Raw genomic sequence first — 23298 nt, 5'->3', positions numbered from 1 at the left:
CATGGACGAGCCCATCCTCTTCAACGAGAGCGGCTTCCACGCGAGCGTGCTGCCCATCCTCGACCGCGAAGGCGCGCACGCGCGGTTCGTGGGGGTCAAGGCCTCCTGGGACATCGTGCCGGGCGTGGGCCTGCGGCCGGCCGAGGTGCCGCGCGAGATCCGGCTCGGCGACGAACTGTGGGGCGCCCCCGAGGTCGCGGACATCCGCCTGCCGGGCGACTTCTACCCCGCCAAGCCCGGCACCGACTTCGTGCTGAGCGGCCACGCGGTGCCGCGCCCCGGCCAGACCGACCGGTTCGTCAACGTCGCGGTGGGCATCGCCGACCGCGTGAAGGTGCTCCGCGTGCACGGCCCCCGCGTGTGGGAGCGGTCGCGCATGAGCGTGGTGCCCGGCCCCAGCGGCCCGATGGTGCCCGTGCCGCTCGCCTGGTCCCGCGCGTACGGCGGGCTCGATGTCACCGATCCCGCGAAACCGCTCGAAGACCCGCTCAATCCGGTCGGCTCCGGCGTGGCGCACCAGGTCGACCGCCTCGTGGGCCAGCCGGCCCCGCAGATCGAATCGCCCGACGAACCCGTGACGGCGGCGGGCACCCGGACCACGCCGGCCGGCTGCGGCGCCATCGGCCGCCACTTCGAACCGCGCCGGCTGAGCGCCGGCACGTACGACGCCGCGTGGCTCAAGTCGGTGTACCCCGCACGGCCTGCCGACTACCGCGAGGAACACGAGCACTTCGCCGCCCCCGGCCTCGTTTTCGAGACCCCGCTGCGCGGCGGCGAACGCGTGCGCGCCGCCGGCGTGCACGCCGGCGGCGCGCTCGACTTCCTGCTGCCGAAATGGCTGGTGCTGATCGAGGCGCAGATCGATGGCCAGTGGCTGCCGCAGCGCCCGCACCTCGACACCGTGGTGCTCGACACCGACGCGATGGTGCTCGAACTGGTCTGGCGCGGCCTCTACCGCTGCCCGGCGAAGATGCGCGACCGCTTCACCGCCGTGCGGGTGCGTGCGAAGGAGTTCCTCTCGTGACGGCCTACCGCGGCATCACGCCCCTCGCCGGCCTCGTGGCCTGGGAGGCCATCACCCCGCTCGGCGAAAGCGCTGCCGAGACCGCGCTGCTGCTGCGCGCGGGGGTCGTCAACGTCAGCCTCTCCCATTTCATCGACGCGGCCGGCGGACGCGTGATGCTGTGCCATTCGCCGGCGCTGCCCGCCACGCTGGCCGGCGCCGACCGCCTCGTGGCCCTGGCCGCGCACGCGCTGCTCAGGCTGCTGCCGCAACTGCCCGCGGCCGGCGACGCCCCGCTCACGATCCTGCTGGCGTTGCCCGAACGCCTGGCCGCGGTGGACAACGGCTTCGACCTGGTCCCCGAGGGACAGGCCGTGCGCGACGGGCTGCGCCGCGCGCTGCCCGTCGAACTGGCGCACGCCGAGATCGAGTGTTTCCCGTTCGGCCGGGCCGCGGGAGCGCTCGCGCTGCGCCGCGCCCTCGACCTGCTGTCGCGTGGCACGCGGGTGGTGTGGGGGGGTGTCGACAGCCAGCACGACTGGGACGTGCTCCAGGCCCTCGAACAGGCCGACCGGCTGCTGACCGCCGAGAACGTCGACGGCATCCGCCCGGGCGAAGCCGCCGCGTTCGTGGCCCTGGCGCCGGCCGGCGGCGACGCCCTCGTCAACCTGCTGAGCGTGGGCCTGGCCCGCGAGCCGCACCCCGTCGGCAGCGACACGCAGAGCCTGGCCACCGGCCTCTGCACCGCGCTCGACAACGCCGTGGAGCCGCTGCGCCATGCCATCGTGCGCAGCAACTACTGGCTGCTCGACAACACCCACGAGGTGTACGCCACGCAGGCGCTGCAGAACGTCATCACGCGCTTCGGCGACGTGCTCGGGCTCGAGGCCGAGCTGCACATGCCCCTGAAGGAACTGGGCGATGCGGGCGCCGCGGCGATGCCGCTGCTGGCCACGCTGGCCGCGCAGTCGTGGCACACCGGCCATGCCTGCGACCAGACGGCCATCATCACCGGCTGCTCGGAACGCGGCGCGCGCGGCGCGATGCTGCTGGCGTCGCGTCCCACGGAGATCCCCGCATGAGTGTCACCGCCAACAACCGCGACGTGGCCGGCGAATCCACCGGCCACAAGATCATCTACATGAACCCGAGCGTGTGCATCACGCCGGCCGCGCCGAGCCCGGTGCCGATCCCCTACCCCATCATGACGCCCACGGGCACCGGGTCGCTGAACACCGACACCCGATCCGTGCAGATCGGCGGCAAGCCGTGTTTCAACCTCGACTCGGTGGTGTCGAGCTGCGTCGGCAACGAGCCCGGTTCGCAGAAGGAAGTCGTCAGTTTCAAGACCAGCTCCAGCGCCTACATGCTGGACGGCAGCCCGAACGTGATCATGGAAGGCAAGGGCGTCGTCTACACGGGCAGCCAGGGCATGGGCAACCAGATGTAGGACGCCCATGACAGCAACGGCAGGGATGGTCAAGGCGGTGGTGGTCAAGAGCGCGGGGGGCGGCGCGGGCAAGAGCATGTCCTGCGAGGCCATCTGCGCCCAGTTCGACCCGCCCATCAAGTTCGGCTCGCACGCCGAGCTGGTGGGTTCGCTGGACGGCTTCCAGGCGGAACACATCGTGCCCACCTCCGCCTTCCACAAGAGCGGACGTGGCGGCAAGAAGGTCAAGGGCTGCGAGGGATACTCCACGTCCGGCGCCACCACCTGGATGGTGCGCGACGGCCAGAAGGCCGGCCAGGAGCACAAGCGGCTCACCGACCCGATGCGCCAGTTCTCGCAGATGAAGGACCTCGCCGGCGAGGAAGCCCCCCTGAAGGACTGGCTGAAGGAGTACGAGAAAGGCGCCAAGGACGCACTGAAGAAGGCCAAGCCGCAGCGCAAGATCAAGGACAAGAAGCTGGACCGCAACAGCCTCATCGACGCCGCGGCGAAGTGCATCCGTTCGGCCGCCGCGGAGTCCTTCGACAAGATGGACCCAAAGGTCAGCCAGGACACGATGCTGCGCAATCCGTGGAAGGCGACCAAGGAACAGAAGGCCGAGGCGGCTGCCGCGGCCCAGCAGGTCGGCAAGAAGCGCAAGCGCTGATGCGGCCCAGAACACCCTCATCCGGAGATCCCATGGAAAAGACCGAAATCCTGGACGTCGTCGAGACCGATGATGGCATCGCGATGCTGTTCATCATGTACGACGAGACCGACATCGCGAGTGCCATCGGTCATGTCTACAGCGCCACCGGCCGCAGCGACGAGGAAGCGCGCCCCACCCAGCTGCTCGCCACCAACGACACGCTGCGCGTGCTCTGGCAATCGCCCGCAGGGAAGCTGTGGGTCGCCAGCGCCGATGGCAACGTCGGCACCACCGCGAAGGTGCGCTGGCCGGCGGCCGGCACCGGAGTCGACTTCAAGACGCTGTCCGGCCCCAAGTGGACCGCGACCTCACTGCCGGCGCAGCGCAGCAACGGACTGTTTCCCAACATCACCGCGCTCTGGGGCACATCGGACGACCAGGTCTTCGCGGGCACCTACGACGGTGACATCTATCGTTGGGACGGCAAGGCCTGGTCCCAGGACCACGACGGATCGGCCGCCGGCAACGATTCCATCGAGGCGTTCGGTGGCACCGGCGCGAACGACGTCTACGCGGTGGGTCCGCTCGGCACGCTGCTGCATTTCGACGGCCACGGGTGGACGCCCCTGCGCCCACCGGGCCCCGACAACGGGAACGAATCGCTGACCGGAGTGCACGCCCTGCCCGACGGCACCGTCTTCATCTCCACCGCGGGTGACGATGGCCGGCTGCTGCACGGCTCGCGCGCGGGCTTCTCGGAGTTCGGCCGCTACCCCATCGAACTGATCGACATGGCACCGCTCGACGACCGCCTGCTGTTCGCCACCGGCGACGGCGTGGCCGAGCTGTTCGGCAACGACGTGCGGATGATCCGCGACACCTTCTCCACCGCCAGCATCTCGCCCGGACGCGGGCGCGTGTTCTTCATCGAACCCGCGCAGGAAGTGCCGAACTACATCGTGCACGACCCTCGCCTGGGCGAGGACGACGCGTGGTGGGGCATGGACTACTGAGACGCTGCCCGTGGACGCGCTGCAGATCCGCCACGAGATCGCCCCGGCCCGCGCCGACGTGGCGATGCGCCCCGCGCTGCTCGTCTTCGTGCGGGGGCCGCTCGCGCCCCACGCCGCGGCGCTGGACACGCTGTGGGCGCGCCTGCGCGAACTCCCCGCGGGCCAGCGCCTGAAGGCCTACCGGCTCGGCGCGGAGGACAAGTGGCGCACGCTGGGCGCGGCCGACACGCCGCCGCTGTCGCAGCGCTTCGGCCTCGTCCCGGACCATCCCGGCCCCTGGCCCCTGGCCCTCGCGGAACAACCCGGCTCGCCCTCGGCCGGGGCCACGCTCGACTGGCTGGGCCTGCCCCCCGTGCGGGGCCTGGAGCGTGCGAGCCACCTGCGCTTCGTGTTCGACGACCCCGTGTCCGCGACCGAGCTGGCCGCGCTGGGCGACCTCGTGCTGCAGCACCTGCCCGTGTGGTGGGGCGCGGGCGGCTACGCCTTCGAGTTCACCGGCGGCAGCCCCGACGCCGGCGGCCAGCGCATGGCCGTGCTCGCGAAACGGCACTGGGCCACCCAGGTCCAGCACCTGTCCTCGCTGCAGTGGGACGCCCTCGCCGGCATGCCGTCGGTCAACTGGCTCGTGCTGCTCGGGCCGGCGTTCCTCACGCAGGCCGGACTGTCCATCGAGGCCCTGGCGAACGCGGTGGAGCCCCGCGCCCGCAGCGGCGTCTATGCGCGGCAGGGCCTCCACGGGCTCGCGCTTGCCGCAGGCCCCCGCCCCCTCACCGGCGACATCAACGGCCAGGACGACCTCGCCCCGTACGCCGAGCTCGACCGCCTGCTGGCCCCGCTCCGCCTCGCCACGCACCGGCCGCTGGCCGGCCCGCTGGCGCGGCCGGAGGTGCTCGAGGCCTGGCTGCGGCGCTTCGACGATCCGCAGGGCTGGCTGGCGGCCGACCTGTCGGCCTGAACGGCCACCCCGTGACCGGAGGAACGAAACCACCATGGGCCCTCGAGACTCGATCGACACCCCCATCTCCACCCTGCTGGAGGCCGACGACACGCTGGCGCCGCTCCTCCTCGCACGCCCCGTCCGCACGACCGCGCCGCTGCCCGAGGCAATCGTGGGCGAACTCGTCGCGATCGTGGACGGCGGCCAGACCCCGCTCGTGCGCTACCCCGGCCAGCCGGGCACGGCCGCGCTGCCTGCGCGTTGCGTGCCCGACCTGCATGCGGCCCACGTCGGCCGCGAGGTGCTGCTGGCGTTCGAGGGCGGCGACCCGCTGCGCCCGATCGTGACGGGCGTGCTGCGCGGGGCCGCCACACCACCGGCGGAGACCGCCGGCCGCGTGCAGGTGGATGCCGATGGCGAACGCCTGGTCGTGCGCGCCACGAACCAGCTGGTGCTCCAGTGCGGTGACGCCAGCATCACGCTCACGAAGGCCGGCAAGGTGCTGATCCGCGGCACCTACGTGTCGAGTCACTCGACGGGCGTGAACCGGGTCAAGGGCGGCTCCGTGCAGCTCAACTGAGGCCCGTGCCCGTCTCATGCAATTGATCAACGCCACCCGCATGGTCGCGGGCTACAACATGGGCCTGGAGCCGAGCGGCCGCGAGCTGCTCGTGGTCGTGGTCAAGGGCACCTTCCGCTTTCCGCGGCCCGACGAACCCGCCGGGCATTTCGCGCTCCACGAGCAGCAGATGCCGTTGGTGATGGCCGACACCTTCACCGGCGAGCCCGGCCGCTCGTCGCCCGTCCTCGAGGCCGACTTCGCGCCGCGTAAGCCCCGGTGCGACATCCTGCTGCTCGGCACCGCCTACGCCCCGTACGGCCGGCCCGCACCGCGCGTGGACGTGGGCGTGCGGGTGGGGCCGTGGAGCAAGAGCTTCTCCGTCGTGGGGCCCCGGCACTGGGACTGCGGCGTCGCGACACTCCGGGCCACCGCGCCGCAGCCGTTCGTCTCGCAGCCCATCTCGTACGACGTGGCCTACGGCGGCACCGACCTGCGCCACGACGACCCCGCGCAACACGCCGCCTTCATGGCGAACCCTGCGGGGCGGGGCTTCCACAAGCACCTCCAGAAGGAATGGGTCAACGGCCAGCCGCTGCCGCTCACCGAGGAATCGGGGCGCGGCGTGACCGATCCCGACGGCGACTACCGGCCCATGTCGTTCGGTCCGGTCGGCCGCGGCTGGAGCCCGCGCGCCGCGCTGGCCGGCACCTACGACGAGGCCTGGCGCGACGAACACTTCCCGTTCCTGCCGCCCGACTTCGACGAACGCCACTACCAGGCCGCGCCGGAAGACCAGCAGGTGCCGAAGTCCCTGTTCCAGGACGGGCCCGTCGAGGTGGTGCTGTCCAACCTCACCCCGGAGGGCCTGACGCGCTTCACCATCCCGCCGCTCGTGGCGCCGGTGCACGTCTTCCCGAAACGCGGCGAACGGGAGGACCACACGGCCGTGCTGGACACCGTGCTGATCGAACCCGACCACCAGCGCTTCACCCTCACGTGGCGGGTCACCCGCCCGCTGAAGAAGAACATGTTCGAGGTGTCGCAGATCCTGGTGGGCAAGAAGGGCCGGGAGTGGTGGCAGCAGCGCGACAAGGTCGCCTTCCCCATCCCGGTCATCATGGTGCCGATGGAACCCGCCGCCACCCGGGAGGGCGCGTGAGCATGGCGTTCCCTCCCCTCGCCGTGCACCGCACGGGCCTCGTCTCCAGTGTCGGCCTCAGCGCGGAGGCCTCGTGCGCCGCCTTGCGGGCGAAACTCACGAACCCTCACGAGACCCGATTCGCCGACAACGCGGGCAACTGGATCGTGGGCCACGAGGTGCCGCTCGGCGCCCCCTGGCGCGGCCTCACCCGGCTCGCCCACCTCGCCGCCCGCGCCATCGGGGACTGCCTGCGCGACACGCCGCGCGCGGCGTGGTCTCGCCTGCCCGTGCTGCTGTGCGTGGCCGAACCCGAGCGGCCCGGCCGCCCGCCCGACCTCGACACCCACCTGCTGGAGGCCGTGCAGGACCTGCTCGGCATGAAGTTCGCCGAGGCTTCGGCCGTCGTGGCCCATGGCCGTGTGGGTGCCGCCATCGCGCTGGCCCACGCGTCGCGGCTGCTGGCCGACCCCGCCTGTCCCGAGGTGCTGGTGGTCGCGGCCGACAGCCTGCTCACCGCGCCGGCGATGCGCCATTTCAACGAGGCCGATCGCCTGCTGACGGCCTACAACTCCAACGGTTTCATGCCCGGCGAGGGCGGCGCAGCCGTGCTGCTGCGCGCCCCCGGACCGCAGGCGGAACTGCGCTGCACCGGCGTGGGCTTCGGCGTGGAGCGTGCCGCCATCGACTCCGGCGAACCGCTGCGGGCCGACGGCCTGACACGCGCCATCACCGACGCCCTCGCCGCGGCAGGCTGCGACATGCACGATCTCGACTTCCGCATCACGGACATTTCCGGGGAGCAGTACTACTTCAAGGAAGCCGCGCTCGCGCTGTCGCGCACGCTGCGCCGCCGCAAGGCCGACTTCGACCTCTGGCATCCGGCCGAGTCCCTCGGCGAAACCGGCAGCGCGGCGGGCATCGCCACGCTCGTGGTGGCCGACGCGGCGTGCCGCAAGCGCTACGCCCCCGGGCCGAACGTCATCGCGCAGTTCACCGGCGACCGCGGCCAGCGCGCCGCGGCCGTGCTGCGATTCGCGGGGGCGCCATGAGCAACCAGGTCTACGCCAACAACATGGAGGTCTCGTGCAAGGCCGCGGCGGGCAAGTCCATCTGCGCCTTCCCGGACGTGTGCTTCACGCCGCCCCTCACCCCCGCCACCCCGCCCGGCGTGCCCATCCCCTACCCCAACACGGGGATGGCCAGCGACACCAGCGACGGCTCCACCACGGTCAAGATCAGTGGCAAGGAGGTGATGCTGAAGAACAAGTCGTACTTCAAGAAGAGCACGGGCGACGAGGCGGGCTCGGCGCCGAAGAAGGGCGTGGTCACGAGCAAGATCATGGGGAAGGTGTACTTCACCATGTGGTCGATGGACGTGAAGGTGGAGGGCGAGAACGTGGTGCGGCACCTCGACCTGACCACACACAACCACGCGTCGCAGGGCCCCAACACGCCCCCGTGGGTCCACCTCGATGCAATGGCGATGAGCACCGCCACGCAGGCCTGCCAGGACCAGGCGAAGAAGACCCAGGACTGCGTGGAGAAACACGTCAAGGCGAACACCACGCAGCAGACCCGCAAGGACCACCGCAAGCCGGGCGCGACGCAGGCGGCCGCGTTGAAGGACGACAGCCTCGTCGACTGGGACGCGGTGATCAAGGCCGATGCGGGCCAGAACGCGTTCTACAACAAGTCCGGCGCCACGTCGAAGATGTGCGACGACGACGACTGCAAGGACCAGTTCGACTGCAGCCTCGTGCCGTTCGACTTCGGCTGCTGCGCCGACAAGACCCCGCACCACATCGTGCCCGCCCACTGCTTCCTGCCGTCCGGCGAACGCAAGAGCGGCTCCGGCGACCGCTACCCCGGCACCGACAACTACGACGACATGAAGGCGCCCTGCATCTGCGTGAGCGGCGGCACCAAGAGCGAGAAGCAGGCGGACGGGCAGCTGATGCAGCACGGCCGCATCCATGCCATCGTCGACGTGCTCGAGGACAACAAGATGGACAAGTCGCCGGCGCTCACGCCCGGCGGCAAGCAGAAGATGAAGGCGGGGGTTCCCGTCGAGAAGAAGAGCGCCGGCTCGTGGAGCTTCGAGGAAGCGAACGACGCCGGCAGCGAGGCCGTGTCCCAGGTGACCCAGTGCGACAAGGGCTGCCTGAAGGCCCAGAGCGAGGCCGCCCACAAGCAGATGGGCCTCGACGTGGGACCCGGCAAGTCCGACAAGCTGATGTTGCGCGCCGACTCCGGCGGCAACCGCACGCCGCCCGGCTTCGTGCCGAAGTCCCGCGTCAGCGGTCCGGCGCCCGATTGACCTTTCTCCCGCAGATCCCCATGCCATCCACCTCCACCGCCGTCACCTTCCTCACCGGCTACTCCGGCCGCAAGGGCCTGCTCGGCCTGCTCTCGTTCCCCGACATGCTCGACCCGAAGGCGATGTTCTGCCGCATGTACGGCTACCTCGACGGCACGTGGGGCACGCACGACCTCGAGTTCCAGTGCAAGTCGATCACCCACCGCACATCGGACGACCCCGCCCGGCGCGGCTGGTGGGTGCTGGGCAAGAACGGGGAGGTGGCGCACATCAGCGGCGGCCAGGTGAGGGTCGAGCAGATCCCGGGGGCCGGCTTGAACTTCCAGCCCACCCTCGGCTACGTCGAGGCCATCAAGAACATCGACGGGGATCTGTTCGTCTGCGGCTATGGCCGGCAGGTGTACCGCCAGGACGGCGCCGGCTGGACGTCCATCGCCGACGACATCCTGACGCGCGACACCGGCACCGGCTTCTTCGACCTCGACGGCGTCGATGCGCGCCACGTCTACGCCGTGGGCTGGAAAGGCGAGATCTGGTTCCACGACGGCCAGGCCTGGCAGCAGGACGACAGCCCCACCACCGTGCACCTCGGCGCGGTGCGGTGCGTGTCCGCCGACGAGGTCTGGATCGCGGGGGACAAGGGCGTGATCCTGCACGGCCGCTTCAACGCGTGGCAGCTCATCGCCGACCCGTCCTTCACCGGGAACTGGTACAGCATCGAGGTGTTCGGCGGGAAGACCTGGCTCGCCGGCAGCGACGTGCTGGCCTGGCTCGACGGCGATACCGTCCGCCCGGTCGACACCGGACTCGGCCGCGAATTCACCGTGCACCGGCTGCACGCGAAGGACGGCCTGCTGTGGGCCGTCGGCCGCGCCGACATCCTGGTCTTCGACGGCCAGTCGTGGAAGGAAATCATCCACCCCGACAACACCTGAGCCCGCGTGAACGCGCCCGACCTTTCCCTCACCGACCCATGCCTCCCGAGACACCCGTGATCCCCGCCGTGGTGATGCAGCATCAGGACATGGCCGCCACCTTGTACGGCCAGCGGGCCGTGCTGCTCGACGCGCCTCACGCGCGCCTGCACCAGCTCGCCCGCCTCGACGAACGCCTGCGCGCCCACGTCGACGGGCTGTCGATCGCCGGGCCGGCCGGCACCCGCTTTTGCGAGGAGGCCCTCTCGTCCCCCTTCCCCGGCGAGGTGTTCACGGCCACGGTGCAGGCGCTGGGCCAGCGGGACATGGCCTTCCTGGAGCGGCTGCTGTCGCTGGCCGAAGCCGAGCCGGGCACGCGCGACGCGCTCGATGCCGCCTTCGGCTGGGTGCCGGCCGCGCAGCTGCGCGGCATCACCAAGCCCCTGCTCGATTCGCACGTGCCGATGCGCCGCGCGACGGGGCTGGAGGCGTGCCGGCGCCATGGCGTGAACCCGGGCGGCCTGCTCGACCTGGCCACTTCGGACGTCGACCCCGGCCTGCGCGCCACGGCCTGGCGCACGGCCGGCGCGCTCGGCCGCACCGACCTGCTGCCGGCCGCGCTGCGCGCGCTCGCCGATCCGGACGAGCGCGTGCGCTTCGAGGCCGCGCGGGCCGCGCTGCGGCTCGGCGACCGCCAGGCGACCCTCGACGCCCTGCGCACGCTGGCCACCGCGCCCGGCCCCTGGCGGGAGCCGGCACTGTCGTGCTGGGTGAAGGTGGCCGCCTCGGCCGACGTCCACGCGCTCCTCAAGGCGCTGAGCGGCGACCCGGCCTCGCAGCGGCTGCTGGTGCGCTGCGCCGGCCTCTGCGGCGACCCGTTCTACGTGCCGTGGCTCATCCGGCAGATGGCCGTCCCCGAACTTGCACGCCTCGCTGGCGAATCGTTCTCGTCGATCACCGGCGCCGACCTGGCCGCGCTCGACCTCGACGGCCATGCGCCGGAAGGGTTTGCCGGTCCCGACGACGACCCCGAGGACGCCGACGTGTCCCTCGACGAGGACGAAAGCCTGCCCTGGCCGGTGCCGGAACGCATCGCGGCGTGGTGGTCCACCCACGCCGCGCGTTTCGCGGCCGGCACACCCCACTTCGTCGGTGCGCCGGCCACGCGGCGGCACGCGCTCGACGTGCTGCGCGACGGCTTCCAGCGGCAGCGCGTGCACGCGGCGGAACTCCTCACGCTGCTCCAGCCCGGCTCGCCGCGGTTCAACACCGCCGCGCCCGCGTGGCGCCAGCAGCGGCTCGTCGCCGACCTGTCCGGCGCCTGACACCTCCCAGCCCCCCCTTGCCCATGCTCCACGTCCCCACCCTCTTCGCGATCCTCGGCCCGCTGTTCCTCGTGCTCGGCATCGTCCGCTGCGTGCGGGCCGGAGGCTTCCATCCCCAGGGGCGCACCTGGCTGTTGCTCGGCGGCATCTTCTCGGCCGTGGCACTCTGGCTGCATTTCACACCCTGAGTCGCGGTATGACTTTCGTTGATTGCCGGGAGCGGCGTTTGCCGGGATAAACGAACCTCGGGCGAGTGCGACAGAACAGATCGCGCCCCCCGGTATTCGGAGCCTCTCATGAACCTGGTGATCCAAGCTCACACCCTGAAGAACGAGCCGCTCTCGCAGCCCATCACCGGGCGATTCGACGAACGCGGCGGCACCATCGGCCGGTCGGACACCAACACGCTCGCGCTCCCGGACCCCGAACGCCACATCTCGCGCCTCCACGCCGAGGTGTGGTTCAGCAATGGTGCGTTCTCCATCCGCAACGTCGGCAGCGCCAACGCCATCCTCGTGAACGGCCGCCCGATCGCGCCCGGCGAGGGCTCCGCGGTCAACGAGGGCGACGAACTCGTGATCGGCGCCTACGCCATGCGGGTCACGTTCAACGTCCCCACCCAGTCGCGCCCGCCTGCAGTCGACGGCCGCACCGTGATCCGCTCGTCGGCCGGCGAATCGCGCACGAATCCGCCCCAGCCGCGTCCCGCGCCGCGACCGGCCCCGGCCCCCGTGCCGATGCCCGCCCCGCCCACCGCGTCGCCCACGGCGGACCCGTTCGCCGACCTCTTCGGCGCGCCACCCGCCGCCGCTTCGCCGAGCGACCCGTTCGCCGACCTGCTCGGCCCGGCCACGCCCGCGCCGGCGCCGGCGCCCATGGCCTCGCCCACGCCCCCCGCCTACGCGGCCCCCGTGCCCGCGGCGCCGTCGGCCCGCCTGCCCGACGACTTCGACCCGTTCGCCGACCTCACGCCGCCCCCGCCCGCCGGTGGCGCCGGCGTCGGCGGCTTCATGGGCGGCACGCCGTCGCCCTCGCCCGCCCCGTCCGCCCACATCCCGGACTCCGCGTTCGGCGACCTCTTCGGCAGCCCGAGTCCCGCGCCGGGCAACAGCCTCGACGACATGTTCGGCCTCGGCAAGTCGCCCTCGGCCGGCAAGGACCCGCTGGCCGACTTCCTGTCGCCCGCCGCGGCCCCCGGCGGCAGCGCCCCGTCGCAGGATCCGCTGGCGATGTTCAACACGCCGGCCGCCCCGCCGCCGCCGGCCCGCTCCGCCGCGCCCGACCACACGCCCGAGCTGAAGGGGGCCTACCGTCCGCCCGCGGTGAAGGACGAACCCGGCACCATCCCCGGCATGCGCCCCATCGGCCGCGACGCACCGCCGCCGCGCCCGGGCATCCCGCCACCCGCCCCGGCCCCGCGCCCGGTGTCCCCGGCCGGTGGCGCCGCGCCCCCGCGCCGTCCGCCGTTCCCGCCGGAGCTGGCCGAAACCACGATGCCGGCCATGCGGGTGTCGCGCCCGCTGCCCGGTGACGACGACGACCCCGAGATCTCGGCCCCGATGCCGCTGACCCCGCTCGTCGCACCCACGCCGCCCGCGCACGCGCGCATGCCCACGTCCCTGCCGCCGTCCGCGCCCGTCGCACCGGTGGCCGCCGGCCCCGCCGCGGCCCCCGATGCGCTGTGGGCCGCGTTCTGCGAAGGCGCCGGCATCCAGATGAAACTGCCGCAGGGCCTGAACCCCGAGCAGATGCGCATGATCGGCCAGGTGCTGCGGCATTCGGTCGACGGCACGCTCAAGCTCGTGGCCGTGCGTGCGGCCGCGAAGCAGGAGCTGCGCGCCCAGGTCACCACCATCCAGTCGCGCAACAACAACCCGCTGAAGTTCTCGCCCGACGCCGGCGCGGCCATCGAGCAGCTGCTGCAGCCGCCGATGCGCGGCTTCATGGTCGGCCCGCAGGCGGTGAACGACGTGATGGACGACCTGCTGGGCCACGCCATCGGCACCATGGCCGGCATGCGGGCCGCGCTCGAGGGGGTGCTGTCCCGCTTCGAGCCGGCCCAGCTCGAGAACAAGCTGGGCGCCGGCGGCATGATGGACACGCTGCTCCCGATGAACCGCCGCGCGAAGCTCTGGGAGCTGTACCTGCAGCACTTCAAGCGCATCCAGGGCGACGCCGAGGAAGACTTCCACGAACTGTTCGGCAAGGCCTTCGTGCGTGCCTACGAAGACCAGCTCGACCGGCTCGACAGCGCCCGCCACCCGGACGTCTGAGAAGCCTTCACCAGGACCGCTGATGCTGCATGTCGAGATCGCTTCGCGAAGCGAAGTCGGGGACCGCGCCCACAACGAGGACGACCTGCGCCACGGGCGTGCGGGCTCGTTCTGGTACGCCGTGCTGTCCGACGGCGCGGGAGGCCACCGGGGCGGCGCCATCGCGTCCGACCTCGTCGTGCGCCTGGTCGCGCACGGGCTGCAGTCGGCGCCCCACGCCTCGCCCGACTACCTCACCCACCTGGTGACCGACACCCACGCCGCCCTCGGCGACCAGCAGCAAGGCCGCAAGGGGCACGAGCGCATGCACGCCACCCTGGTGGCGCTGTGGATCGACACCCGCCGCGCCCAGGCCCTGTGGACCCACGTGGGCGACTCGCGCCTCTACCACCTGCGACACGGCCAGGTGTGCGACGTCACCGACGACGACAGCGTCGTGCAGCGCATGGTGCACGCCGGCTACCTGTCGCGTGCGGAGGCCCGCGACCACCCGCGCAAGAACCAGCTGCTGAGCGCCATGGGCACGGTCGAGGCCGTCGAGCCCAACACGGTCGAGACCTTCGTGCCCATCGCCGACGGCGATGCCTTCCTGCTGTGTTCCGACGGCTGGTGGGACCACTTCGAGCCGCACGACATCGAGACCGCGTTCGCGAGCGCCCGGTCGCCGCAGCACTGGCTCGACCTGATGGCCGAGGACGTGCAGCAGGCCCGGCTCAAGGGCCAGGACAACTACAGCGCCATCGCGGTCTGGATCGGCGATCCGGCCGAGACCACCCGAGTGGGGGTGCCGCTGTGATGCGGTTTCACCCGATGATCGCCGGTGTCACGCGCCATGCACCGCAGGCAGGCGACAATCTCCCTTTGCACGGGGCCTCGACGCGCCCGGCAGCTTTCTGGAGGCATCCATCATGAACCGTTCCCCCTCTTCCGTGATCGCGCTGGCGCTGGTCCTGTGCGCCGCGACGGCCGCCGCCGAGACCCCGGCCGGCGAACAGGTGCTGCGTGGCAACAAGGTCACCGAGACCAACCTGGTCGACGCGCTCACGCCCGACCCCGAACCCGTGGTCACCCGGAGCCTGAAGGTCACGCGCGACGGCGCACCCACCGTGCCCGCACGCAAGCCGAGTGCGTCGCTGCTGATCACGTTCGAGACCAACTCGGCCGAACTCACCGCGCCCGCCAAGAAGCAGCTCGACGTGGTGGCCGCCGCGTTGAAGAACGACCGCCTCGCCGAGTACAACTTCAACGTCGAAGGCCACGCCGACCCGCGCGGCGACGCCGACGGCAACCTCACGCTGTCGCAGCAGCGCGCCGACAGCGTGCGCGAGTACCTGATCAACACCCACGGCATCGCCGCCGAACGCCTGAAGGCCGAAGGCCGCGGCGACCGCGACCTGCTGAACCGCAAGGTGCCGTCCGCGCCGGAGAACCGGCGCGTCACCATCGTCACGAACCTGCGCTGAGCGTCCTCGCGCGCGGCGGCGTTCAGCCGCGCGTCACCACCAGCCGGCAGTTCGCCACCGTGGCCTGCTGGATGGTCACCACCGTGTTCTCCACCACGGTGTAGCCCGCGGGCCGGCCCGCCAGCGCTTCGAGCTTGGCACCGGCCTCCTCCACACACCGCCGCTTGATCTCGGCGATCGTCTGGTCGTCGCGCCCCACATAGGTGTTCTGCACGAACTCGGCGGGCGCCGGCACCGCGACGGCGGACGCAGGTGTGGCCGCAGCGGACGCCGCTTTCGGCGCGTCCGATTTCGAAGCCCGGTACGCCTGGTACACGTCCTTCCCCACCTTGGCCGTGTCCGACACGACGTTGGGCACCTCCACGGTGACACACCCCGACAGCGCTGCCGCCATCACCGCGGCACCCGCCGCGGTCCATTGCCTGTTCTTCTTCATGGGCCTCCGGCCTGTTCGACCCGCGGTACTTTACCCGCGGCGCATCGCGTGAGCCGGTCAGCCCTGCGAACGCGCGTGGCGCACGCCACGGTTCAGCATGAATTCGGTGTGGTGCAGTTGCCCGACCGAGACCAGGCCACCGCGGGCCAGCACCTCGAAGTCGAGTTCCACCTTCTCGGCCGGCACCGTGGTGTCGTAGAGGTACACGATGTCGGACTGCAGCCGCCCGCCCGGCCCCATCTGGATGCGATGGATGCACTTGCGCCCGGCGTCCCCGTTCTCGCCGTGCAACAGGCGGATGTGCAGTTCACCCGGGTGGCCATGGACGATGATGCGCTCGCGGACGACGGTGGCATTTTCGTAGGTGGACATGGTTCGGACTCCGGGTGACGCACGACGGTGCACCCCGCATCGTAACCACTGCGGGCGGCCTGCCCCGGGAGCTCAGTCCGGACAGTGGCCGTCGAGCGATCCGAGCCGTGGCGCCTTGCCCCGCTTCCCGGCCTCCGTCCAGGCCAGCTTCTCTCGAAGGAAATCCAGCGCGGTGTCCAGCTCGGTACGCCGGCCCTCCAGCTTGCGGATCTGCGCGCGGAGCACTTCCGCCGTGCGTGCGGCGGAGCGTGCCCCGGACCGGTACGCCTCGTTGAGTTCGGCGATCTCGGCCAGCGAATAGCCCAGCGATTTCTGCAGCAGGATCATCCTCGCCGTCGTCACGTCGTCGGCCGAAAACACCTGGTAGGGATTGGAGCCCCCGACAGCGCTGCGGCTCGGCCTGAGCAGCCCGCGGCCGACATAGAAACGAACCGTCTCCGGCGACAGCCCGGTGGCCCGGGCAAACTCGGACATCAACATCTGGCCCCCTTGACCCTGTAGCGCACTGCGTACTTATAACCGTGGACTTTCAAGACAGGAGTCCATCGGATGCAGAACCCCTCTTTCGAACTGACACGAACCCGCCTGGGCAAGGACGGCCCCTGGGTGGGCAGCCAAGGCCTCGGCTGCATGGGCATGAGCGAGTTCTACGGTGTCACGGACACCGCCGAGGCGAGCGCGACACTGGCGCGGGCGCTGTCCCTCGGCGTCACCCTGTTCGACACCGCCGACATGTATGGCCTCGGCGCCAACGAATCGTTCCTCGCACCCTTCGTCCGAGCGAACCGCGACCGCGTGGTGATCGCCACCAAGTTCGGCTACACCCGCACGCCGGAGCATCCCGACGACTGGAGCCTCTGCAACCGCCCGGAGTACATCCGTGCCGCCGTTGACCGCTCCCTGCAGCGCCTGGGTGTCGACGTGATCGACCTGTACTACATGCACCGGCGCGCACCGGACGTTCCGCTCCAGGAGTCGGTCGGTGCGATGGCCGAGCTGGTCGCGGCGGGCAAGGTTCGGGCGCTGGGCTTGTGCGAGGTCAGCGCGACGGAACTGCGCGAGGCCCACGCCATCCACCCGATCGCGGCGCTGCAGTCGGAATGGTCGGTGTTCAGCCGGCACATCGAAGACGAGGTCGTTCCAACGGCCGTGTCGCTCGGCGTGACCCTGGTCCCCTACGCCCCGCTGGGCCGGGGCCTGCTGACCGGCCAGGCGTTCTCCACCACGCTGTCGCCCGACGACAGCCGACAGCATTTCCCGCGCTTCCAGCCCGGGAACCGCGCCGCGAACGCGCGGCTCGTGGCTGCACTCGACGCCATGGCCACCGCCCGAGGCGTCAGCAGTGCGCAGCTGGCGCTCGCCTGGCTCCAACAGAAGGCGGCGCAGATGCACGCCACCATCGTGCCGATCCCCGGCACCCGCCGACGCACTCGACTGGAGGAGAACGTGGCGGCGACCGCGATCCGGCTCGATGCCGACACGATGGCCGCCCTCGAGCCCCTTGCAGAGTCGGTGCAGGGCGTGGCGATCTGATCGCACGGATCAGCCGGCGCGGGCAGACTGGAGTTCCAGCAGTCCCTGCTCCCGGCTGACCGGTGGCGCATAGCCCAGTTCCCGGCGGGCCTTGCCGATGTCGAGGGTCACCTCGACCGCCGAGGTCGCGAGCACCTGCCGGGTGACGGGCGGCTGCCACCGCCCCCCGGTCAGCCGCGCCACCCCCTCGCCCGCAGCGGCGATCCCTCGCACCAGCCAGCCCGGCACCACCTTGTCCGGCACCGTCCGTCCCTGCGTGGCCAGCATCGCCCCGACGAAGGCACGGAACTCCACGTCGTCGGCATCGGTGATGAAGTACGACTCGCCCGGCACGCCCGCGAGCAACGCGCGCTCGATGCCGTGGGCCAGGTTGGCAACGTGGGTCGTCGACGTCCGGTAGCGCCCGCCATCGATCCAGGCGAACCTGCCCCCATCGACCGCGTCCAGCAACTGCGGCAAGGCCGTGGTGTCGTCACGACCCCAGACGAAGCGGGGACGGACCGCGACCACGTCGAACCCCTCGCCGCTCATCGCGAGGGCGATGCGCTCCGCTTCCGCCTTGCTGGCGGAGTAGCCTCCCACCGGACGCCGCGGAGGTACGGACTCCTCACGCGCCTGCACGAGCGCCCCGCCATCCAGCAAAACCGACTCCGTGCTCAGGTGCACCACGCGCCGAATGCCCGCCTCGCGCGCCGCGACGAGCACGTGCCGCGTGCCGTCGACGTTCGTCCGGTGCTGGGCGGCCGAAGGCAGGCCGTGCCGGGTGTCGGCCGCCGCATGGACCAGCGCCGGGCATCCGGCCATGCCGGCCCGCAGGTCCGGCGAGAACAGGTCGCCTTCGACGGCACGGGCGCCCGCAGCCTCGACGACCCGGCGTGCCTCGGCACTGCGCACCAGCGCGCGGACGTCGACGCCAAGTGCGGTGAAATGCCGGATCAGGTTGCGGCCGACGTACCCGCTGCCCCCGGTCAGGAACAGACGGGCTGGAAGCGATGCAGCGGAAGAAAGCGAGGACGTGCTGTTGTTCATGGAAACCGGAATGGGCGTGGAAAGGCGCGGACGTGTCGGGCGACCCGTCGTCCGGCAGGGAAGAAAACGCGGAGGGGAGTCAGCGCCGGCGCTTGGCCGATGCCTGCGCGGGGGCCGGCGGCATGCCATCCACCAGCCCGCCGATCTCCCGCAGCAGGCGGTCTCTCTCCGCTGTCGGGAAGGTATGGAAGTCGAGGCTCTCGAGCAGCTTCAGGCCCTCGAGCGCCAGGTAGGCGAGCAACGCGTTGCGGGGCTCCGCGGCGTCGCGCTGCAGTGCATCGATGACCGCCGCCTGGTTGGCCTGCATGGCCTGGCGCAGGGAAACGTCCTGCGCCAGCGCCGCGCACAGCGTCAGCGCGACCGCACGCTGCTGGGGTGGCAAAGGATCGGCCGCCGCGACGATGCGGCCACGAACGACTCGTGCATCGACGTCGCCGAGCTGCTCGGCAGCGGCGTGGTTGAAGGCGTTGTCGCGCTCGAGGGCCCGGGTCACCAGGGCCCCGATCAGCGCCTGTTTGGTCTTGTGGTCGTACACCACGCTGGCCTTGCTGACACCGGCCTGCGCCGCCACGGACTCCAGCGTCAGCTTCGCGGCCCCGTCGCGGGCGACCACCACCTCTGCGGCATCCAGCAGCAGGTCCCGATCGATGACTCTGGTCCGGCCCACGCGTGTTTCCGTTTCAATTAATTTCCGACCAGACGGATATTAATTATTCGACGGAAGCCGGTCAAGGGCTGCCTCGGTGCGGTGGCGCGCCGTCAGTCCCGCGACGCCTCCGCCACCGCCCTCAGGTCCGCCGCCAGCGCGTCCACCCGTTCGGGCAGCGTGTCCCACGCGAACATCAGCCTCACGCCGCCGCCGATGAAGGTGTAGAACTTCCAGCCCTTCGCGCGCAGCGCGTCCACGAGTGGCGGCGCCATCTTCAGGAACACGCCGTTGGCGTCTGCGGGGAACATCAGCGGCAGCTCGGGAATGTCGGCGATCTGGTCGACCAAGCGGCGGGCGCACGCGTTGGCGTGGCCGGCTCGCGCGCGCCACGCGCCCGTCTCCAGCATGCGCACCCAGGGTGCCGACAGGAAGCGCATCTTCGAGGCGAGTTGACCGGCCTGCTTGCAGCGGTAGTCGAAGTCTTCCGCCTGCGGGCGGTTGAAGAAGAGGATGGCCTCGCCCACGGCCATGCCGTTCTTGGTGCCGCCGAAGCAGAGCACGTCGACGCCCACGCGCCAGGTGATGTCGGCCGGCTCGCAGTCGAGCGCCGCGCAGGCGTTCGAGAAGCGCGAGCCGTCCATGTGCAGCACGAGGCCCAGCTCGCGGCACACGTCGGAGATGGCCTGCAGTTCCTCGGGCCGGTACACCACGCCGGTTTCGGTGGGCTGCGTGACGGTCACCACGCGCGGCTTGGGGAAGTGGATGTCGCTGCGCTGCGTGGCGATCGTGCGGATGGCCTCGGGCGTGAGCTTGCCGTCGACCGACGGCGCCACCAGCAGCTTCGAGCCGTTGGAGAAGAACTCGGGGGCGCCGCACTCGTCGGTCTCGATGTGCGAGGTCGAGGCGCAGATCACGCTGTGGTACGACTGGCACAGCGACGCGAGCGCGAGCGAGTTCGCGGCGGTGCCGTTGAACACGAAGAACACCTCGCAGTCGCGCTGGAACAGCGTGCGGAAGGCGTCGGAGGCCTTCTGGGTCCAGGTGTCGTCGCCATAGGCGGGCGCATGGCCGGCGTTGGCCTCGGCCATCGCGGCCCACGCTTCGGGGCAGATGCCCGCGTAGTTGTCGCTGGCGAACTGTTGCTGGTTGTCGAGCATGGCGTGGCTTTCGGAAGGAAACGGTTCCGCGCGATGGTGACCCAATCCGCGTGCGGTGTCACGTCCTGACCAAAAACCGTCACGGCGCGGTCACGACCACTGCCTAACCTCGCGGGCTTTCCTCCCTGAGAAGAGACCTTCCCTTGAAGTACCCCACCCTGCTCGCCCTCGTCCTCGGCACCGCCCTCCTCTCCGCCTGCGGCGGTGACGGCGACGACACTCCCGCCACCACGACGCCCGTGGCCACCACGCCGGCCCCGCTCGTGATCGCCCACCGCGGCGCCAGCGGTTACCTGCCCGAACACACCCTCGGCGGCTACGAGCTCGCGATCAAGCTGAAGGCCGACTACATCGAACCCGACCTGCAGTTCACGCAGGACGGCAAGCTCGTCGCGATGCACGACGACACACTCAACCGGACCACCAACGTCGCCACGCTCTTCACGGCCCGCAATGGCGGCTACAAGGTCTCGGACTTCACGCTGGCCGAGATCAAGACGCTGACCGTGGTGCCCGCCGGCACCGCGTCGGCCACCTACCCCGGCTTCACGCCGTCGATGGCCGAACCGTACCGCGTGCCCACGTTCGACGAATTCCTCGCGTTCGCGAAGACGCACGCGTCCGTGGGCATCTACCCCGAGGCCAAGCAGGCAGACCCGGCGATGGAGGACGCGATCCTCGCCTCGCTGAAGGCCAGCGGCTACACGGCGGCCGGCAGCAAGGTGTTCATCCAGTCGTTCAGCGATGCCACCGTGCGCAGCCTCAAGGTCAAGCAGAACGCGCAGGGCATCAAGGTGCCGCTGATGCTGCTGGGTGTGGCCAAGATGGAGAACGGCGTCGCGAAGATGGGCGTGATCAGCGGCACCGGCATCAAGCTGCTGACGTTCGAGGACGTGAAGAGCTTCGCCGATGGCATCGCCCCGGCGATCAACTACGACGCGGCCGGCTACCCGATCTCGAAGGAGTTCATCGACCAGGCCCACGCCGCCGGCCTGAAGGTGCACGGCTGGACCTTCGCCGTGGCCGACGCCACGAAAGCCCCGGCCGAGTACCGCAAGTACCTCGACATGGGCATGGACGGCATGTTCAGCAACTACAGCGACCTGGCCGTGCTGGCCCGCGACGCGTTCGTGGCGAAGTGACCGTCAGACCGGCGCGCGGCCGTTCCCCGGCCGCTTGCCGGTGATCACCAGCGCGAGCAACTCGTCCTCGTGGGTGTCGGCCGACCGGCCCTCGCCCACGAGGCGGCCGTTCTTCATCACCGCGTAGCGGTCGGACAGATCGAACACCTCCGACATGTCGTGGGTGATCAGGAAGATGCCGACCCCGTCGGCCTTCAGCCGCCGCACGAGGTCGGCCACCATCGAGCGTTCGTGCGGGCCGAGCGCGGCGCAGGGCTCGTCCATGATGAGCACGCGCGCGTTGAAGTACAGCGCCCGCGAGATCGCCACCACCTGGCGCTGCCCGCCCGACAGCAGCCGCACCGGCACGCGGATGTTCGTGAAGTTCGGGTTGAGCTTGCGGAACACCTCGCGCGCGGCCACCTCCATCGCGTCGTCGTCCATCGTGCCCCAGCGGGTCACGAGCTCGCGGCCGAGGAACAGGTTCGCGACGCTGTCGAGGTTGTCGGCCAGGGCCAGCGTCTGGTAGATGGTCTCGATGCCGAGCGCCTGCGATTCGGACGGGCTGCCGATGCGGGCCGGCGTGCCGTTCACGAGGATCTCGCCGGTGTCGATGGGGTAGGCGCCCGCGAGCATCTTCATCAGCGTGCTCTTGCCAGCGCCGTTGTGGCCCAGCAGGGCCACCACCTCGCCGGCGCGAAGCTGCAGCGACACGTCGTCGACGGCACGCACGCCGCCGAAGGCCTTGTGGATCCCACGCAGGTCGACCAGGGGAGTGGCTGCGGTCATCAGGTCATCCGTTCGCCGCTCCAGCGGCGGTACAACACGTCGAACACCACCGCGGCGATGAGCACCTGCCCGATGATGACCATGCGGGTGCCGATGCTCACGTCGAGCAGCAGCAGTCCGCTCTCGAGGAACTGGATCACGAGCGCGCCCAGCACCGAACCGAGCACGGTGCCGCTGCCGCCCGACAGCGCCACGCCGCCGATGACCGCCGCGGCGATCACGTACAGTTCCATGTTCGTCCCGAGCGAGTTCGTGCCGGCGTTCAGGCGCGCCACCGACACCACCGCCGCCACCGTGACGAGCGCGGCCAGCAGCAGGAAGAGCTTCAGGATCACGCGGCGGACCGGGATGCCCACCAGCAGTGCCGCCTCGGGGTTGCCGCCGATCGCGTACACGTAACGGCCGAAGCGCGTGCGCCGCACGAGGAAGGCCATGCCGATCACCACCGCGCCCCAGATCACCACCGGCACGGGGATGCCCTGCGCCTCGGGCTTGCCGTCCAGCTGGTACGCGCAGGTGATGCCGACGAAGCCGAACACGACGCCGACGAACAGCGCGCCCAGCACCACGTCGAACCAGAGCGGACGCATCTCGAAGCCGTGGCCGGCGCGTCTTCTGCGTCGCGCCACGATGTTCCAGACGATGACGGCGGCCAGCACCGCGCCGAGGGCCCAGCTCCAGGCCGGCCCGAGCGCGCCGTCCAGGCCGCCACCCAGCGCGAGGAACGCGGGATCGGTGACCGGCTGCGTCTTGCCGTCCGCCACCAGGAAGGCCGCGCCACGGAACGACATCAGGCCGCCGAGCGTGACGACGAACGACGGCACGCCGATGTAGGCCGTGAGCCATCCGTGATAGAGCCCGACGAGCAGCGCGAGGCCGAGCCCCGCGAGCGACGCGGGCACCCAGTGCCAGCCCTTGCTGTACTGCAGGAACGCGATCAGCACGCCGACGCACCCGAGCACCGAGCCCACCGACAGGTCGATGTGCCGGGCCACGATGACGAGCGCCACCGCGGTCGCGACGATGCCCACCACGGCCGTCTGCTGGGCGAGGTTGTAGAGGTTCTCGGGCGTCAGGAACGAGCCGCTGAGCGCATGGAACACGACGGCCATCGCGACGAGCACGGCCGCCATGATGCTCAGGCGCAGGTCGAGCGCGCTGATCTGGAGTTGGTTCAGCATGGGCG

General features: G+C 70.9%; 26 protein-coding genes. 18 read left to right on the top strand and 8 right to left on the bottom strand.

Translation table 11 applies throughout. The annotated features are described in order from the left end of the window. The first annotated feature begins 1 nt into the window (after position 1). The 16 genes from A4W93_RS30040 to A4W93_RS12595 all read left to right on the top strand — a co-directional run bounded on the left by A4W93_RS30040 (position 2) and on the right by A4W93_RS12595 (position 15026). A complete protein-coding gene (locus A4W93_RS30040; protein ID WP_085750945.1) occupies positions 2 to 1024 on the top strand; it encodes a DUF2169 family type VI secretion system accessory protein in 1023 nt (340 codons plus the stop codon). Then, positions 1021 to 2085, top strand: a complete 1065-nt coding sequence (locus tag A4W93_RS12660; protein ID WP_085750944.1) for a hypothetical protein — start codon at positions 1021 to 1023, stop codon at positions 2083 to 2085. Before A4W93_RS30040 ends, A4W93_RS12660 begins: the two co-directional genes overlap by 4 nt. Next, positions 2082 to 2453, top strand: a complete 372-nt coding sequence (locus tag A4W93_RS30035) for a PAAR-like domain-containing protein (RefSeq protein ID WP_085750943.1) — start codon at positions 2082 to 2084, stop codon at positions 2451 to 2453. The genes A4W93_RS12660 and A4W93_RS30035 overlap by 4 nt, the downstream gene beginning before the upstream one ends. A gap of 7 nt (positions 2454 to 2460) precedes the next feature. Further along, complete coding sequence (locus A4W93_RS12650) at positions 2461 to 3099, top strand: hypothetical protein (protein WP_157131647.1); 639 nt, start codon at positions 2461 to 2463, stop codon at positions 3097 to 3099. 32 nt (positions 3100 to 3131) lie between these two features. Further along, positions 3132 to 4094 carry a beta propeller repeat protein gene (locus tag A4W93_RS12645; RefSeq protein ID WP_085750941.1) on the top strand — a complete coding sequence of 321 codons (963 nt, stop codon included), beginning with the start codon at positions 3132 to 3134 and terminating at the stop codon, positions 4092 to 4094. Between the two features lie 10 nt (positions 4095 to 4104). Next, positions 4105 to 5049 (top strand): type VI immunity family protein, encoded by a 945-nt coding sequence (locus A4W93_RS12640; RefSeq protein WP_085750940.1) that lies wholly within the window; start codon positions 4105 to 4107, stop codon positions 5047 to 5049. Positions 5050 to 5083: 34 nt separating this feature from the next. Continuing rightward, positions 5084 to 5611 (top strand): DUF6484 domain-containing protein, encoded by a 528-nt coding sequence (locus A4W93_RS12635; RefSeq protein ID WP_085750939.1) that lies wholly within the window; start codon positions 5084 to 5086, stop codon positions 5609 to 5611. Positions 5612 to 5627: 16 nt separating this feature from the next. Then, positions 5628 to 6752 carry a DUF2169 family type VI secretion system accessory protein gene (locus tag A4W93_RS12630; protein WP_085750938.1) on the top strand — a complete coding sequence of 375 codons (1125 nt, stop codon included), beginning with the start codon at positions 5628 to 5630 and terminating at the stop codon, positions 6750 to 6752. 2 nt (positions 6753 to 6754) lie between these two features. Beyond that, entirely contained in the window at positions 6755 to 7783 is a 1029-nt protein-coding gene (locus A4W93_RS12625; protein ID WP_085750937.1) for a 3-oxoacyl-ACP synthase, read from the top strand. Then, positions 7780 to 9051, top strand: coding sequence for a PAAR-like domain-containing protein (locus A4W93_RS12620; protein WP_085750936.1), 1272 nt, complete (start codon positions 7780 to 7782; stop codon positions 9049 to 9051). Before A4W93_RS12625 ends, A4W93_RS12620 begins: the two co-directional genes overlap by 4 nt. 20 nt (positions 9052 to 9071) lie before the next feature. Further along, positions 9072 to 9986 (top strand): WD40/YVTN/BNR-like repeat-containing protein, encoded by a 915-nt coding sequence (locus A4W93_RS12615; RefSeq protein WP_085750935.1) that lies wholly within the window; start codon positions 9072 to 9074, stop codon positions 9984 to 9986. A 38-nt stretch (positions 9987 to 10024) separates the two neighbouring features. Next, positions 10025 to 11290, top strand: a complete 1266-nt coding sequence (locus A4W93_RS12610; protein WP_085750934.1) for a TIGR02270 family protein — start codon at positions 10025 to 10027, stop codon at positions 11288 to 11290. A gap of 23 nt (positions 11291 to 11313) precedes the next feature. Further along, on the top strand, positions 11314 to 11478 hold the full coding sequence (locus A4W93_RS29640; protein ID WP_157131646.1) for a hypothetical protein: 165 nt from the start codon (positions 11314 to 11316) through the stop codon (positions 11476 to 11478). A 108-nt stretch (positions 11479 to 11586) separates the two neighbouring features. Next, the gene (gene tagH, locus A4W93_RS12605; protein WP_085750933.1) at positions 11587 to 13563 is read left to right on the top strand and encodes a type VI secretion system-associated FHA domain protein TagH; all 1977 of its coding nucleotides are present in this window, start codon (positions 11587 to 11589) and stop codon (positions 13561 to 13563) included. 22 nt (positions 13564 to 13585) lie between these two features. Continuing rightward, entirely contained in the window at positions 13586 to 14359 is a 774-nt protein-coding gene (locus A4W93_RS12600) for a PP2C family protein-serine/threonine phosphatase (protein WP_085750932.1), read from the top strand. A 112-nt stretch (positions 14360 to 14471) separates the two neighbouring features. After that, on the top strand, positions 14472 to 15026 hold the full coding sequence (locus tag A4W93_RS12595) for an OmpA family protein (protein ID WP_085750931.1): 555 nt from the start codon (positions 14472 to 14474) through the stop codon (positions 15024 to 15026). Between the two features lie 22 nt (positions 15027 to 15048). On the opposite strand, the gene A4W93_RS12590 is transcribed toward A4W93_RS12595, so the two are convergent. The 3 genes from A4W93_RS12590 to A4W93_RS12580 all read right to left on the bottom strand — a co-directional run bounded on the left by A4W93_RS12590 (position 15049) and on the right by A4W93_RS12580 (position 16314). After that, positions 15049 to 15462 (bottom strand): hypothetical protein, encoded by a 414-nt coding sequence (locus tag A4W93_RS12590; RefSeq protein WP_085750930.1) that lies wholly within the window; start codon positions 15460 to 15462, stop codon positions 15049 to 15051. A 57-nt stretch (positions 15463 to 15519) separates the two neighbouring features. After that, a complete protein-coding gene (locus A4W93_RS12585) occupies positions 15520 to 15834 on the bottom strand; it encodes a hypothetical protein (RefSeq protein WP_085750929.1) in 315 nt (104 codons plus the stop codon). Between the two features lie 72 nt (positions 15835 to 15906). Next, entirely contained in the window at positions 15907 to 16314 is a 408-nt protein-coding gene (locus tag A4W93_RS12580; protein WP_085750928.1) for a MerR family transcriptional regulator, read from the bottom strand. 69 nt (positions 16315 to 16383) lie between these two features. On the opposite strand from A4W93_RS12580, the gene A4W93_RS12575 reads away from it, so the two are divergent. After that, positions 16384 to 17367 (top strand): aldo/keto reductase, encoded by a 984-nt coding sequence (locus A4W93_RS12575; protein WP_085750927.1) that lies wholly within the window; start codon positions 16384 to 16386, stop codon positions 17365 to 17367. 9 nt (positions 17368 to 17376) lie between these two features. Here the strand turns inward: A4W93_RS12575 and A4W93_RS12570 are convergent, their stop codons facing one another. From A4W93_RS12570 to A4W93_RS12560, 3 genes are all read right to left on the bottom strand, one after another. Beyond that, positions 17377 to 18396, bottom strand: a complete 1020-nt coding sequence (locus tag A4W93_RS12570; protein ID WP_085750926.1) for an NAD-dependent epimerase/dehydratase family protein — start codon at positions 18394 to 18396, stop codon at positions 17377 to 17379. A 79-nt stretch (positions 18397 to 18475) separates the two neighbouring features. Continuing rightward, positions 18476 to 19063 carry a TetR family transcriptional regulator gene (locus A4W93_RS12565; RefSeq protein WP_085750925.1) on the bottom strand — a complete coding sequence of 196 codons (588 nt, stop codon included), beginning with the start codon at positions 19061 to 19063 and terminating at the stop codon, positions 18476 to 18478. A gap of 92 nt (positions 19064 to 19155) precedes the next feature. Next, positions 19156 to 20202 (bottom strand): threonine aldolase family protein, encoded by a 1047-nt coding sequence (locus A4W93_RS12560; protein WP_085750924.1) that lies wholly within the window; start codon positions 20200 to 20202, stop codon positions 19156 to 19158. Positions 20203 to 20345: 143 nt separating this feature from the next. Between A4W93_RS12560 and A4W93_RS12555 the strand changes: the two genes are divergently transcribed. Beyond that, positions 20346 to 21344: a glycerophosphodiester phosphodiesterase family protein gene (locus tag A4W93_RS12555; RefSeq protein ID WP_157782150.1), complete on the top strand. Its 999-nt coding sequence runs from the start codon at positions 20346 to 20348 to the stop codon at positions 21342 to 21344. 3 nt (positions 21345 to 21347) lie between these two features. Here A4W93_RS12555 and A4W93_RS12550 read toward each other — a convergent pair whose 3' ends face one another. Both A4W93_RS12550 and A4W93_RS12545 read right to left on the bottom strand, forming a co-directional pair. Continuing rightward, entirely contained in the window at positions 21348 to 22112 is a 765-nt protein-coding gene (locus A4W93_RS12550) for an ATP-binding cassette domain-containing protein (RefSeq protein WP_085750922.1), read from the bottom strand. Beyond that, on the bottom strand, positions 22112 to 23293 hold the full coding sequence (locus A4W93_RS12545; protein ID WP_085750921.1) for a sugar ABC transporter permease: 1182 nt from the start codon (positions 23291 to 23293) through the stop codon (positions 22112 to 22114). The genes A4W93_RS12550 and A4W93_RS12545 overlap by 1 nt, the downstream gene beginning before the upstream one ends. Between the last annotated feature and the right edge of the window lie 5 nt (positions 23294 to 23298).

Origin of the sequence: Piscinibacter gummiphilus, from assembly GCF_002116905.1 — a bacterium.
GTDB classification, from domain to species: Bacteria; Pseudomonadota; Gammaproteobacteria; order Burkholderiales; family Burkholderiaceae_C; genus Rhizobacter; species Rhizobacter gummiphilus.
The sequence above is the reverse complement of the archived record's forward strand: the minus strand, read 5'-3'. Positions and strand labels throughout refer to the sequence as shown.

Coding starts and splice junctions, on each gene's coding strand:
- A4W93_RS30040 (WP_085750945.1), top strand. CDS start 2: ATGGACGAGCCCATCCTCTTCAACGAGAGCGGCTTCCACGCGAGCGTG.
- A4W93_RS30035 (WP_085750943.1), top strand. CDS start 2,082: ATGAGTGTCACCGCCAACAACCGCGACGTGGCCGGCGAATCCACCGGC.
- A4W93_RS12650 (WP_157131647.1), top strand. CDS start 2,461: ATGACAGCAACGGCAGGGATGGTCAAGGCGGTGGTGGTCAAGAGCGCG.
- A4W93_RS12645 (WP_085750941.1), top strand. CDS start 3,132: ATGGAAAAGACCGAAATCCTGGACGTCGTCGAGACCGATGATGGCATC.
- A4W93_RS12635 (WP_085750939.1), top strand. CDS start 5,084: ATGGGCCCTCGAGACTCGATCGACACCCCCATCTCCACCCTGCTGGAG.
- A4W93_RS12630 (WP_085750938.1), top strand. CDS start 5,628: ATGCAATTGATCAACGCCACCCGCATGGTCGCGGGCTACAACATGGGC.
- A4W93_RS12625 (WP_085750937.1), top strand. CDS start 6,755: ATGGCGTTCCCTCCCCTCGCCGTGCACCGCACGGGCCTCGTCTCCAGT.
- A4W93_RS12620 (WP_085750936.1), top strand. CDS start 7,780: ATGAGCAACCAGGTCTACGCCAACAACATGGAGGTCTCGTGCAAGGCC.
- A4W93_RS12615 (WP_085750935.1), top strand. CDS start 9,072: ATGCCATCCACCTCCACCGCCGTCACCTTCCTCACCGGCTACTCCGGC.
- A4W93_RS12610 (WP_085750934.1), top strand. CDS start 10,025: ATGCCTCCCGAGACACCCGTGATCCCCGCCGTGGTGATGCAGCATCAG.
- A4W93_RS29640 (WP_157131646.1), top strand. CDS start 11,314: ATGCTCCACGTCCCCACCCTCTTCGCGATCCTCGGCCCGCTGTTCCTC.
- tagH (WP_085750933.1), top strand. CDS start 11,587: ATGAACCTGGTGATCCAAGCTCACACCCTGAAGAACGAGCCGCTCTCG.
- A4W93_RS12600 (WP_085750932.1), top strand. CDS start 13,586: ATGCTGCATGTCGAGATCGCTTCGCGAAGCGAAGTCGGGGACCGCGCC.
- A4W93_RS12595 (WP_085750931.1), top strand. CDS start 14,472: ATGAACCGTTCCCCCTCTTCCGTGATCGCGCTGGCGCTGGTCCTGTGC.
- A4W93_RS12590 (WP_085750930.1), bottom strand. CDS start 15,462: ATGAAGAAGAACAGGCAATGGACCGCGGCGGGTGCCGCGGTGATGGCG.
- A4W93_RS12585 (WP_085750929.1), bottom strand. CDS start 15,834: ATGTCCACCTACGAAAATGCCACCGTCGTCCGCGAGCGCATCATCGTC.
- A4W93_RS12580 (WP_085750928.1), bottom strand. CDS start 16,314: ATGTTGATGTCCGAGTTTGCCCGGGCCACCGGGCTGTCGCCGGAGACG.
- A4W93_RS12575 (WP_085750927.1), top strand. CDS start 16,384: ATGCAGAACCCCTCTTTCGAACTGACACGAACCCGCCTGGGCAAGGAC.
- A4W93_RS12570 (WP_085750926.1), bottom strand. CDS start 18,396: ATGAACAACAGCACGTCCTCGCTTTCTTCCGCTGCATCGCTTCCAGCC.
- A4W93_RS12560 (WP_085750924.1), bottom strand. CDS start 20,202: ATGCTCGACAACCAGCAACAGTTCGCCAGCGACAACTACGCGGGCATC.
- A4W93_RS12550 (WP_085750922.1), bottom strand. CDS start 22,112: ATGACCGCAGCCACTCCCCTGGTCGACCTGCGTGGGATCCACAAGGCC.
- A4W93_RS12545 (WP_085750921.1), bottom strand. CDS start 23,293: ATGCTGAACCAACTCCAGATCAGCGCGCTCGACCTGCGCCTGAGCATC.